This is a genomic window from Lentzea jiangxiensis (genome assembly GCF_900104175.1).
GTDB lineage: Bacteria > Actinomycetota > Actinomycetes > Mycobacteriales > Pseudonocardiaceae > Lentzea > Lentzea jiangxiensis.
The window spans coordinates 16,999-29,644 of record NZ_FNIX01000003.1; the positions used below are offsets into that span (position 1 = coordinate 16,999).

Annotated in this window: 7 protein-coding genes; 3 read left to right on the forward strand and 4 right to left on the reverse strand. The window is 72.4% G+C overall.

All coding sequences use genetic code 11. The features are described from left to right. Window positions 1-155: 155 nt before the first annotated feature. Genes BLQ91_RS11475 through BLQ91_RS11485 form a run of 3 tightly spaced genes read left to right on the forward strand, consistent with a single transcriptional unit; the run spans window position 156 to window position 7,606 of the window. Window positions 156-3,377: a hypothetical protein gene (locus BLQ91_RS11475; RefSeq protein ID WP_090096799.1), complete on the forward strand. Its 3,222-nt coding sequence runs from the start codon at window positions 156-158 to the stop codon at window positions 3,375-3,377. 2 nt (window positions 3,378-3,379) lie between these two features. After that, the gene (locus BLQ91_RS11480) at window positions 3,380-7,438 is read left to right on the forward strand and encodes a hypothetical protein (protein WP_090096800.1); all 4,059 of its coding nucleotides are present in this window, start codon (window positions 3,380-3,382) and stop codon (window positions 7,436-7,438) included. A 12-nt stretch (window positions 7,439-7,450) separates the two neighbouring features. Then, window positions 7,451-7,606 (forward strand): Sec-independent protein translocase subunit TatA/TatB, encoded by a 156-nt coding sequence (locus BLQ91_RS11485; protein WP_090096801.1) that lies wholly within the window; start codon window positions 7,451-7,453, stop codon window positions 7,604-7,606. A 60-nt stretch (window positions 7,607-7,666) separates the two neighbouring features. Here BLQ91_RS11485 and BLQ91_RS41215 read toward each other — a convergent pair whose 3' ends face one another. The 4 genes from BLQ91_RS41215 to BLQ91_RS11500 all read right to left on the reverse strand — a co-directional run bounded on the left by BLQ91_RS41215 (window position 7,667) and on the right by BLQ91_RS11500 (window position 12,491). Continuing rightward, on the reverse strand, window positions 7,667-7,831 hold the full coding sequence (locus BLQ91_RS41215; RefSeq protein ID WP_176959691.1) for a hypothetical protein: 165 nt from the start codon (window positions 7,829-7,831) through the stop codon (window positions 7,667-7,669). A 67-nt stretch (window positions 7,832-7,898) separates the two neighbouring features. Beyond that, window positions 7,899-9,296 carry an aminotransferase-like domain-containing protein gene (locus tag BLQ91_RS11490; RefSeq protein ID WP_176959692.1) on the reverse strand — a complete coding sequence of 466 codons (1,398 nt, stop codon included), beginning with the start codon at window positions 9,294-9,296 and terminating at the stop codon, window positions 7,899-7,901. Further along, window positions 9,293-9,613 carry a hypothetical protein gene (locus BLQ91_RS11495; protein WP_090096803.1) on the reverse strand — a complete coding sequence of 107 codons (321 nt, stop codon included), beginning with the start codon at window positions 9,611-9,613 and terminating at the stop codon, window positions 9,293-9,295. The genes BLQ91_RS11490 and BLQ91_RS11495 overlap by 4 nt, the downstream gene beginning before the upstream one ends. A 115-nt stretch (window positions 9,614-9,728) precedes the next feature. After that, a complete protein-coding gene (locus BLQ91_RS11500) occupies window positions 9,729-12,491 on the reverse strand; it encodes a helix-turn-helix transcriptional regulator (protein ID WP_176959693.1) in 2,763 nt (920 codons plus the stop codon). Window positions 12,492-12,646 lie beyond the last annotated feature (155 nt).

The window sequence follows — 12,646 nt, forward strand, 5'->3', positions numbered from 1 at the left end:
CAGGACCACAAAAGCCGGACCTCCAGCGGACCAGTCCACTGAGGACAGAGGGGTAGTGGTCCTGTGCAGTCCACCGGGTAGTGGACCTGACGGCCGGAGGGGACCGCACACGACGCTGGGGCGTGGTTCATTCCCGGATGTGGTGAGGACGTGCGATGAGCGAGAACGATCTGCCGGCCGGCGGCGAGCCGGGCAAGGCGGTCAGCCGCCGCCGGTTCCTGTTCCTGGCCGGAGCGGGCGGCCTGGTGCTGGCGGTCGGGTCGTCGGGAGGACCGCCCGACGACGTGATCGCCGACATCGCCCTGACCGCCACCGCGACCCGGTCGCTGCACCTGCGCCGCCGGGAGGACTCGCTCAACCTGCGGATCGACCTGTTCAACGCGGACCTGGTGCGGACCTCCACCGGCTCGGAACTGCGCAAGGTCGGCGCGGGCAGCGCGTTCATGGTGGTGCACTTCCCACCGCAGGCGGTGCTGGAGCAGATGCTCAGCACCGCGCTGACGACGGGCAACCTGCCGCTTGCCACGAGGGTTTCCGGGCCGAGCCGGCTGGCCTTCGACATCACCGCGGCCCTGCCCATGGCCACGACGGTCGACGCCTTGCTGGCGTGGACCGCGTTCACGCCCCGGCTGGCCCCGACCGCCACCACCACCCAGACCGCGTCCGCGCTCGTGGCGCCGATCGACACGGAGACCGCTCTGGAGCTGCCGTGGCGGATCCTGTTGTCGCCCAACGAGAACGAGGGTTGGAAGCACTCCACCGCCCCGGTGACGCGCAACGGGTGGACCGAGCTGTGGCACACCCGGCTGGGCGCCAGGAACGGCTCCGAGGTCGAGGACGGGCCGCAGGCCCGCGCGATGCGGGCGATCTGGCTCGCCGACCCGCAGATGGCGTCGTGGGTGCGGAGTCCGGGAACCGTGCCCGCCGAAGATGACATCGACCACGTGCTGACGCCGAGGCAGCGGTTCTCCATCGTCCGGCTGTCGGCCGACCCGACGCTGCGCACCGGGGTCCACCCGTCGCTGCCGGCTCCCGTCGAGGTCTCCGGGCTGACCCTGAGCAGCCTCGGCGCGAGCTTCGAGGCCGAGGGCAGGTGGAGCTACCCGGACCACCCCACCCTGCAGCTCAGGGGCTGGCAGCACCGCGCCACCCTGGGTCGCGACCACCACGTGCGCACCGAGAACGCGGGTTACCTGTACCCCTACGGCCACCGCGCCTCGCTGGTCGACGTCGCCGAACGCCGGATCGCCCGCCGTCCCAACCCCGACGGCACCCCGGGACCGTGGTACGCCTATCTGCGACACACCCAGTACATCGTGGTGCAGCAGCGCACGGTCACCTACTGGCAGGACGAAGCGCTGGCACGGGACGGGCGCGAGCTGCCGTTCACCTCGATCCGCGTGCTCACCCGCAGGACACCGGAGCTGGCCACCAACCGCCAGGACTTCGCCGACCCGGCCAAAGCGGTCAGTTCGTTCGTGCCGAAGGCTTCCAGCGCGCCGACCACACCGTTTCCGTTCCACCTGCGCGGGATCGACCATGAAGGCGGCGAGGTCGACTTCACCGTGCCGGTGGTGTTCGTGCCGTCAGCGACGGCCACCAGCACCACTTTGCTCAACGACATCCGCAGGACGTACAACACCGGCACCACCGCCGATCCGATCGCCGTGCGCACCGCCGACATGGGAGGCCGCAAGATCGCCCTGGCGGACCGCGGCCCGTACCCGCAAGGCAGCACCACGTCCAACGTGGACCGGATCGTGTTCAACGCCGACACCCTCACGACGGCCGGCCGGGTGCCGTTCCACCCGCGCATGGAACGGGCCGTGGTGCGGCTGCCCGAGGTCGCCGTGGTGACCGGCACCGCGGTACCCGCGGCGGCGTTCGAGTTCGCCGAGCCCTACCTGAGCCACGGCATCACCCCCGAACCCGAGGACCCCGGCGACCCCGAGGAGAACGTCGGCGCGGTCTACCTGGCACTGCACTCGTCCGCGCCGCCGACGCCGTTCGGGGTCTCGCCGGCCAACACCGGTGGCCTGGCCACGCCCGGCGGCAGCATCCAGGCGATCTCGGCCAAGCAGGGCGCGGTCGCCGTCAGGCCGATCGACGTGGCCAAGGAGTTCTACGACCCGGCGCAGATGTTCGGCGACGGCACCAAGGCCAAGTTCCTCGGCGGTGTCCCGCTCAAGGACCTGCTGGCCTCGCCGGAGGATCCGCCCGTGCGCAACCCGGAAGCCGCGCCGAAGATGGGCCACCGCCGCGTGCCCGAACTCGGCATCGACGAGTTCTCGATGTACTGGATGCCGAAGGTCAAGGCCGCGATGGGCTTCGAGCCGGGGAAGGACACGCCCTACCCGCTCGTCCTGAGCTCCGTGTACGGCGTCCCCTACAAGAGCGGTGTGGAGTCCAGCTGGCGGGCCAACGCCGAGATGCGTGACTTCACCCTGCACCTGCTCGGCGAGAACAGCGCGTACCACTGGATCAGTCTGGAGTTCAACCACCTCCGGTACGCGTCGGCCAGCGGCATGAAGACGCAGCTGGACTGCAACCTGCGGCAGGTGAACCTCGAGCAGGCTCTCAAGCTCTTGCAGCCGATCGCCGAGAAGTTCTCGATCCTGGGTGGCAAGCTGGAGATCACCGTGACCTCGGCGGGACTCAGGGCCGGGTTGCGGTTCCAGCTGCCGGAACTCCCGATGGGCCCGTTCGCGATCGCCGAGACCGCGCTCCACGTCGCCGTGGAGGTCCCGTTCGACGGCACCCCGGTGCGGCTGAACTTCGCGCTGAACAGTCGCGAGCGGCCGTTCCAGCTGCGCGTCTTCGGGTTCAACGGTGGCGGCTACGTGAGCCTGTCGCTGGGCACCGACGGGATGGAACGGCTGGAGATCGGCTTCGTCTTCGGTGCGGGGCTCACGCTGAACGTGGGCATCGCCTCCGGCATCGTCGAGATCGTCGGCGGCATCAGCTACCTGCTGGAGAAGGTCGAGGTCGTCGAGAACGGCACCGAGGTGGTGCGCCAGCAGGTCGGCCTGGTCGCGTTCCTGCGGATCCGCGGGGCCCTGAAGCTCTGGGGCTTCCTCACCGTGTCGGTCGAGTTCTACATGGGCCTGACCTACCTGCGGAAGGCCGACGGCAGCTCGGTGCTCTTCGGTGAGGCGTACGTGACCGTCTCCGTCGAGTGCTTCTTCGTCAGCGAGACGTACACCCTCCGCACCCAGCGCGAGTTCTCCGTGTCCCCACCGCCTTCGGCGAGCCGTTCCGCCGGCGGGGACCGCCTGGCCCTGGCAGCGCCGACGATGCCCGCCCACCCCTTCGGCGCCGCCTTCACCCAGCAGGACTGGGCCGGCTACTGCGCCGCGTTCGCACCCCTGGGAGCATGATCATGAGCAGTCAGACCATCACCTGGACCGTGCTGCCCAACGGGCTCTCCCCCACCTTGGACAGGGTCTTCTTCTCCGTGCACGTCGCGCCGCGACTGTCGACCACGCCCAACCCGTCCGGCTCGCTGAACGACTTCGCGGACTGGCACGACTGGCCGGGCAAGGTGTCCGCGGCGACGTTCGGACTGGAGTTCCCCGGCATCCTCGACCGGAACGGCGCACCTCTGCGCGTCACGGCCAGACGCGTGTCCACGCCGGTGTCCAAGCACTGGAAGGCGCTTTTCCCGCTCTCGTCGAGAGTCACGGGCCACAAGCTGCCCAAGATCGTCAAACGGCGCCTCCGCTCCTACCCCACCCGTCACGTGCGTGATTTCGTCAACCAGCGCTACGGCCTGTTCGGCGCTCGGTACCCCGAACAGTTCCCGCCGCTGAACGACCTCGCGGCGGCGGACGCGTTCGGACCCGTCGGCTTCGAGTTCGACAGCGACCGGACCGGTCCCGGCCTGCAACGCAAGGAGCGGCTGCGCACCGCGCTGGAGAAGCTGTTCAACCTCGACTCGCAGGACCCGGCCAGGTGGGCGGTGCCGTTCCGGCCGGGCGACGCCACGACCGCCGACGGCATCGGCACGTCGTTCCTGCAGGCCGAGCGGTTCCACCGCAGGCGCGAGCCCGTGGCCGGGGACCCGCCGAAGCTGGATCCGCCGAAGCTCGACTTCCACCAGGTGGTCTCGATGACCCGCGAGCACAACCACCTCCAGCGGCTGCTGGGCCTGGTGCTCGACTTCGAGTCGACCGACCCCGCCCTGCTGGCCGTCGTGCAGGGCAACGAGCGGGACACCGAGGTCCGCCTGGTCACCGACCTGAAGCCGGTGCTGGGCGGCGAGGCCGAGGTGCACGTGCGGCCCATGATGCGGTGCCGGGTGGGCAAGGGCGTGAAAGGCCACGTGTTCACCGCGATCCCGGACACCGACAGCGACCAGCGCGACCGGATGCTGCGGGTGGGCGACACCGATCGGTTCGCCGTGGTGCAGGTGGACCCGGACAACGCGGCGCTGGCCGTGCGCCAGTTCGCCGACACCGTGACCCGTGCGCGTCACGAACAGGGCGGGCAGGTGGTCAAGCGCAGTGGGGTCACACCCGACACGCAGGCCCTTCCGGCGCTGCACACGGCCGGGTTCTCGGTCGGCAGGCTGTCGCGGGCGTCCCAGCTGGCGCAGAAGGCCGACCGGAACCAGAAGAACAACGACGCCGCGTTCAAGCCGGACGGCGGGAAGATCACCGACAACATCACGCTCAACGCCGACGACGTGGTCCGGGGCTACCGGTGGGACGTGCGCGACGAGACCACCGGGAGGTGGTTCTCCCTGATGTGGCGCGACGGCTCCTACGTGTTCGTGCGCACCGCCGGCGAAGAGGTCGGTGTGCTGGAGGAGACGGCGGCGCAGACCGCGCTGACGACCTCCGGTGCCGCCGGCGACGAGGACCTGTACGTCCAGGAGTCGCTGGTGCACTGGGCGGGCTGGAGCCTGGCCGTGGGCCGTCCCGGCAAGGGACTGGCCGCGGACAATGGCCTCGCCGACAACGAGGGGCCCGAGGACCAGGACTTCCAGCTCCGCACCAGGTTCAAGGCCCGTGCGCTGCCGCGGCTGCGGTTCGGCAGGCGGTACCGGCTGCGGGCGCGGGTGGTGGACATCGCGGGCAACTCGGTGACCGCCGAGCAGGCCGACGCGATGACCGACTCGGCGTTGAGCACCGCGGTGGAGACCTTCCGCCGGTTCGAACCGGTGCCGGCCCCCGAGGTGCTGCTGCGGTCGGTGCCGGGCGAGGCCGAGTCGCTGGAGGTGATGGTGCTGCGCGGCAACACCGGCGGCGACACCGCCGTGGGCACCGTCGACCGCCACGTGCTGCCGCCCCGCACCACGGTCCGGGTCGCCGAACAGCACGGGATGCTCGACCGGACCGTCGACGGCAGGCCGATGGACGCCGTCGCGTACGCCGATCTGGCCGCCCGCGACGCCGCCGTGCTCGAGCAGCACGCCTCGGCGCGCACCCTGCCCGCGCCCAGGGACGACCACTGGTACTACGACACCGACACGCTGCCCGTCCCCTACCTGCCGGAGCCGCTGGCCAGGCGCGTCCTGGTGCGCGGGCTGCCCGGCAGCACCACGTCGACCACGATCGTCGCGGCCGACCCGGCCACCTGGCCCAGTGCCAAGGGGTTCCGCATCCGCCTCCAGCAGGGCGCGCCGGGCTGGTCGTGGAACGGCACGGAGCGCGTGCTGACCGTGCGGCTGATGCCGGGCGACAGCTACCAGCTCCAGCTCTCCGCCCAGTTCAACTCGGCCGACCTGGACCTGATGGCGCTGTGGCCGCTGGTCGAGAAGGGCGCGGCCGACTGGAACACCGCCCACCCGTCGGACCAGGTGAACCTCACCGCGCTCCGGGAGTCGATCGTCGGCGGCCGGCACTGGATGTTCACGCCCGCCAGGACGCTGACCCTGACGCACGCCGTGCGCACACCGCTCGCCGTGCCGGGAATCGGCTCGGTCACCGTCAGGCGGCCGGCCGAGGGCCAGCTCGGCTCGACCTGTGCGGTGCTCGGGTCGTCCATGACGGTCAGCCGCAAGAGCACCGGCAGCGTGGAGTTCGCCGGCCGCTGGAAGATGCCGGTGGACGACGGCGTGAGCGCGGTGGAGCTCGAACGCGAGTTCCGCGGCGCCCCGGTCACCGTGACGGTGGACCGGACGCTCGGGCCGGCGCCGGACACGGAGGCGGTGGAGTTCCAGGCACGGCACGAGTTCGGTGACACGAAGCACCGTCGAGTGCGGTACGAGGTGCGGGCGGTCACCCGCTTCAGCGAGTTCTTCCAGGAGCACCGGGAGGTCGCGTTCAGCGGGGCGGAGCACACCCTCGGCGTGCCGATCGACCCCGCTCACCTGGTCGTGGTCGACAAGCACACCCAGCAGCGGTTCCACCCCGGCCCACTGGGGAGCACCGCGGACAAGGCGTCCGGCGACTACGTGATCACCAACGCGGCCAACGGCACGTTCCGGCGCACCGACGGCGGCACGCTCACCTCGCCCCGCACGCTGGAGGTGTCGTTCGTCCGCCCGGAGACGCGCAGCGCGGCCGCGGTCATCGAGCAGAACATCCCCAGCACGGCCCGTCCCGCCGCGCCCAAGATCCGCCAGGTCGTGCCGATCTTCCAGTGGGAAAGCCCCGCACCCGGCCAGAGCGTGCGGCGCGGCGGCGGGCTGCGGGTGTACCTGGAGCGACCGTGGTTCTCCAGCGGTGCCGGGGAGAAGCTCGCCGTCCTGATGTGGCCGGACGTGGTCAACGACGCGCCCGAACACATGCGCGGCGTGGTGACCGCGTGGGGCGCCGACGGGGCGATGCATTCGACCGCGATGCCCGACGACGTGACCACGAGCTCCTTCCCGCAGGCCGCCGTCTACGGCTCGGGCTCGCACATGACGGTGCCGGAGTTCCCGGCCACCGAGCTGAAGTTCGCCGCGTACGACGTGGCCTACGACTCGGCTCGCGGTCTGTGGTTCTGCGACATCCGCATCACGAAGGCGGGTGACGACCGGCTGCAGAACTACTTCCCGTTCGTGCGCCTGGCGCTGGCCCGCTACCAGCCCAGCTCGGTGCCCGGCTGCGCCCTGTCCTCGGTGGCGACCGCGGACTTCACGCAGCTCGCGCCGGACCGCGCGGTCGTCGTGACCGGCACCGGTGACACCCGGACCGTCCAGGTGACCGGCCCCGGTCCCCTGCTCACCGGCTCCGGCCGGCACAACGAGGTCCGGGTGACCGTGGAGCGGCAGCTCGACGGCGTGACCGACCCGGTGCTGCGCTGGCAGCCCACCGCGGGAAGCGTCGCCAGCACGATCTCCAACCCGACCAGCACCAACGGCATCCAGACCTGGACCGGCACGGTCCTGCTGCCCACAGGGGCCGGTGCGCTGCGACTGGTCGTCGAGGAGTTCGAGGTGCACCGCGACGGCAACGGCGGCACCGCCGCCACCCGCCTGGTCCACACCGACACCGTCCCGCTGGCCTGAGAGGAGAGTGCCGTGCCGCTGGGTACGACGGAAATCTTGCTGATCCTGCTGGTGGTGGTGCTGTTGTTCGGCGCGAGCAGACTGCCGAAGCTGGCCCGGTCCCTCTCGGACGCGCGCCGGGAGCTGCGCCGCGGCGGCGACGAACACGACCGCGACGACGGGAAATAGCGCGAAACGGCCGGAGCCGTCCCCCTCCGGGAAGGGGACGGCTCCGGCTTCCCGGACGGCTCAGGGCCTGCTGCTCCCACCGGCGCCGTCGTTGTCGGCGTACATGGACGACGAGACGCCCGCGTCGTGCGAGTCACCGGTGGCCGCTGCCACCGCCTGACCCGCGGTGATGGCGAGAGCGGCCAGGACCACTGCGGCGGCGGCCGCTGATTTGCGGATGTTCACGAGAACTCTTCCCCTCGGTTCTTCTTTCCTTCACCGCGCGTGGATCGCGCGGAGTTCTGGGGCGGGCCTACAGGCCGCTCGCCCGGTCGATCACCGCGCGGCCGGCGCGCAGCACGGCGGTCAGCTCCTCCAGTGCGGTGCGCAGCGCCCGGTCGGGCAGGTGCCCGTGCCCGAGGACCAGCGCGTTGCCCGCCGGGCGTCCGGGCAGGTGGAACGACGCCAGCGTGGGCACCGCCACGCCGCGCAGGGTCAGCTCGGCGTGCACCTGCTCGGCGCGGACGTGGTCGGGCAGGTGCACCACGGTCACGCCCGGCGTGCCCGGCGCCGCGAGGCGGACGGCGGGCCGCAGAGGAGCGAGCGCGGCCCGCACCAGGGCGTCCTTCCGCTCGAACAGGCGCCCCAGCTGGCGCAGGCGACGCGTGACGTGCCCTCCGGCCAGCAGGTGGGCCATGGCGGACTGGGCCACGGCGGACGGCTGGTCGTTGCCCCGGCACACGCTCCACGTCACGTCGCTGAGCAGGCTGCGGTGCATCAGCACGTAACCGACGCGCAGCGACGGGGCGAACACGGTGCGGAAGTCGCCGACCGCCACGACACGGGTGCCGGCCAGCTGCAGCAGCCGGGGCAACGGCGCGGCGGAGGGCACGATGTGGTCCTGCGCCACCGCCACCAGGTAGCCGTTCTCACGCCGGGCCCAGTCGGCCAGCTGACGGCGGCGAAGTGCGGGCATGACGGTGCCGGACGGCGCCTGCCCGTCGGGTGAGACCACCACGGCCGTGCAGGACGGTGGCACCACACCGCTCCACAGACCGTCCCGGTTCGCGGGCAGCGCCACGGCCGTGGCCCCGGCGTTCTCGACCGCCTGCCCCAGCACCTGCGGGGCCGGGTCCTGCACGGCGACGCGCCGGCCACGGGCTCCCAGGGCGGTCAGCACGTGCATCACCCCTTGGGGCGCACCGGTGGTGATCAGCACCTCGTGGTCCTCCGAGACGAGGCCGCGGGTGCGGCGCAGGTGCTCGGTGACCGCCTGGCGCAGCTCCGGCAGACCGCCGCGGGGCAGGTCGCAGGTCAGCGGGGGCTGGAAGCTCGCGTGCCGCCACGCCGCACGCCACGCGGCCAGCGGGAAACCGTCGCGGGTCGCCTGACCGGGGGTGCAGTCGATCAGCTCGCAGCGAGATGCCGTCGCCGGTAGCGCGCGGACGGCCGCCGGCCGGTCCGCCGGGCGACCGGCGACGTAGGTGCCGGAACCCCGGCGGCTCTCCAGGTAGCCGCGGGAGTACAGGACCTCGTAGGCGGCGAGTGCGACACCGCGCGAAACGTCCAGCCGCTCGGCGAGCGTCCGCGTGGACGGCAGCCGGCGGCCGTGGGCCAGCTGCCCCCGGTCGACAGCCGTGGCCAGCTGCTCCGCCAGTTGTTCCTGCAGCGGACGGCGGGCTCGTCGGTCCAGGCTGATCGGAATCGTCAAGCTCTCCGGGTCGCGCATTGTTCCCCCTGTCGTGCGAACGCCGCCTCAACGACGTCCGGACCGACCCTCGTGGCCTCGACGATCCGTTCGAAGGGCACCCCTGCCCTGCGGAAGGTGCGGCCCAGGTGGTCCGGCGTGCCGTCGCTGAAGAGGCAGAAATAGGTGTCGTCACCCGGTATGGCCAGGCAACAGACGAACGCCGCGGTCCCCCTGCTCGCGGCCACCACCGCTCCCATCGCGGCGGCGACCTCGTCCGCGGCCGCGCCGGGCAGGTAGCACTCCACCAGGAACAGCTGCCCGGCCGCCTCCGTCGTCATGCGTCCAAGCCTGCGGCGAAGACACCCCCGACGAATCAGGGAACGACCCCACAGTTGGTGCCTGTGCCGAGGTCCACGTGCGCGACTCCCGTCGAACGGGACTCCGGCACAGGCCCTAGTGCCGCGACTCCCTCAGGAACTCGAGCCGGCTCAGCTCGCGGCGCGAGCGCACGCCGGTCTTGCGGTAGATCCGGCTCAGGTGGGCCTCGATGGTCTTCGTCGTCACGTACGCCGCCGCGGCCACCTCGCGGTTGCTCAGCCCGCCCGCCACGAGCCGGGCGACGTGCAGCTCCGTCGCGGTGAGGCCGTGCTCGTCGTCGCGGCGCAGTCCCAGCCTGCCCAGCTCGGTGTCGGCCTCGCCCACCCAGCGGGGCGCACCCAGCCGGTCGAACTCGTGCCTGGCGGCCAGCAGCGCCTCGCGCGCGGTCAGCTTCTCCTTGCGCCGCCTGAGCACCCGGCCGCGCACCAGGTCGGTGCGGGCCTGCTCGAAGGGCATCGGCAGGTCCGGCGCGGAGTCCAGCGCCGCCTGCGCTCCCGCCAGATCGCCGCGTGCCATCCGCACCAGCGCGGCCGACCGGGCCGCCACGGCGGTGATCCAGGGCCGCGGCGCGCGGTCACGGCGGAGCTCCAGGTCCGCGAGCAGCGCCCCGGCCTCGGCGACCAGGCCCAGTTCCGCGGTCACCTCGATCAGGTCGCCGTACAGCGAGCTGAGCGGGAAGTCCCCCAGCCCGACGGCCGCGCAGACCTCCAGCGCGGCCGTCAGGTGCGCTCTGGCCGTCTCCGGCTCGTTGCGGGACAGCTCGGTGAAGCCGAGCACCGCGCGCAGGTGCACGGTGACCCAGGAGTCGTCCAGCTCGGTGGCGATGCGCAGTCCTTCCGCCGCCGCCTCCCTGGCCGCGTCGTGGTCCCCGCGGTGGGCGTCCACCAGGGCACGGGTGTAGAGGGAGTAGCCGATCCACGGCCGCTGCCCGGTCTGTTCGGCGGCGTCGACGGCCTCCGCGGCCTCCGCGGCTGCCAGGGACCAGTCACCGAGCCACACGTCCAGCTCGGCCAGGTGGACCAGCTCGTGCACGGCGACCGCCTCCTCGCCGCGTTCGAGCAAGGCCTCGCGCGATCGCGCGAACTCCTGACGCCCTCGCACCGGGTCGGTGTACTTGGTGATGACGCGCAGCAGGCTGCGCGCCGACCGTGCGTCACGGGACTGCCCGGTCGGCGAGACCAGCGCCGCGGCACGCCGCAGGTACTCGTCGTGCAGCCCCTCACCGGCCAGCAGCTGGTAGTAGGCGCTTCCGGCCAGGACGCACGCCACGAGGTCGTCGGGCGCCGCACCCTCGTGACCGGTGATCGCCTCCAGCGCCTGGCGCGTGTTGCGGTTGCGCTCGGCGGTGTCGTTCTGGCAGAACAGCGACCGGCGCAGGTAGGTCGTCGCGCGCAGCACCGGGTCGTCACCCGCGCAGGCCAGCGCCTCGTCGCTCAGCGCGGTCGCCTCGACCGGCCCGTCCCCGAAGAACACCACGACCGCCAGCTCCAGCAGCGCCGCCGCGCGTTCCGGTCCGGCGGGCAGCTCGGCGACGGCGGCCTCGAACAGCTCGCGGGCCCGTGGCGCGTCACCGGCGGAGAACAGGCACTGCCCGGCGGGAACGAGCAGCCCGGCCCTGCGCACCGGGTCGGCGACGTGGCCGGCCGCCAGTTCCCACAGCCTGGCGGCGTTCTCGGGCGCACCGCGCTGCCGGGCGATGTGCGCGGCCTCGTCCAGCGCGTCGGCCACCTCGGGCGCCGGGCCGCCGGCACCGATGGCCAGGTGGAGCGCGCGGGTCTCGGGGTCGGCCAGCACAGCGGCCAGACGCCGGTGCACCTGTCGTCGACGACCGCTCGGTGCGGCCGAGTAGACCGCCGAGCGCAGCAGCGGGTGGGTGAAGCGAACAGCTCCAGCCGAGACCTCGACCACGCCGTGGTCCTCGGCGTCGGCCAGCGCTTCGTGGGCTGCCTCGGTGTCACCCATGGCCGCGGCGAGGAGGTCCACGGTCGGCTGCGCCAGCGCCGAGGCGTAGAGCAGGGCGTCCCGGCTGCGGACGGGCAGCGCGACCACCCGGCCGGTGAGCAGCTCGCTCAGCGCGCGGGGCGCCGGCAACGGCAGTCCCGGCGCGCCGCCGTCGCGGTCCAGCACACCGGCGAGCTCCAGCGCGTAGAACGGGTTGCCGCCGCAGGCCCGCTGCAGACGGATGAGCGTGGGACGCGGCAGCGGCAAGCCGACCGCCGAGCGCACCAGCCGGTGCAGGGCACCGATGCTCAGTCCGCTCAGGCGCAGGTGCACCAGGTGGTCCTGCTCCGCCAGCCCTGGCGGCGTGTGGTCGCCGGCCTCGTCGCGGACGGACATCACGACCGCCACGCGCTCGTCGGCGAGGCGGCGCACCACGTACTCCAGCACCCGGCCGCTGGACTCGTCCAGCCACTGCGCGTCGTCCACGGCCAGCACGAGGGGCGCGTCCGCGGCCAGCGAGCGGATGACGTTGAGCGTCGCCAGGCACACCGCACGCGGGTCACCCGCGCCGTCGTCGGCGTTGCGGCGGAGCAACGCCACCTCCAACGCGGTCCGTTGCGGCCCCGGCAGATGGGCGAGAGCGTCGTCCGGCACGCGGTCGAAGAGGTCGACCAAACCGCCGAAGGCGAGCCGTGCCTCGGACTCCACCGGGCGGCAGGACAGGACGGTGTAGCCGCGGCCGGCGGCGTCGGCCAGCACCCGCTCCCACAGCACGCTCTTGCCGATGCCCGGCTCGCCGGACAGCAGCAACCGGGCGGTGCGCTCCTCCGCCCGTGTGAGGACATCGGCCGCCGCGGCGAGTTCGCGCTCACGCCCGATCAGCTGCGAACCGGCCACACTCCCCCTTCCGCTGATCGCAACGGTAGTGGGCGGCGGTGGTCTCCCGCGCGGATTTTCGCCACGATCCACCGTCAGGTCGCGGTGCGGACTGCGCCGATCGGCGGGACATCCCTTGGGCCGCACGGACATCTCCGTCCACTGTGGCCGGTCAT

Excerpts from the sequence above, each read along its gene's own strand:
- BLQ91_RS11475 (WP_090096799.1), top strand. The coding sequence starts at position 156 with ATGAGCGAGAACGATCTGCCGGCCGGCGGCGAGCCGGGCAAGGCGGTC.
- BLQ91_RS11480 (WP_090096800.1), top strand. The coding sequence starts at position 3,380 with ATGAGCAGTCAGACCATCACCTGGACCGTGCTGCCCAACGGGCTCTCC.
- BLQ91_RS11495 (WP_090096803.1), bottom strand. The coding sequence starts at position 9,613 with ATGACGACGGAGGCGGCCGGGCAGCTGTTCCTGGTGGAGTGCTACCTG.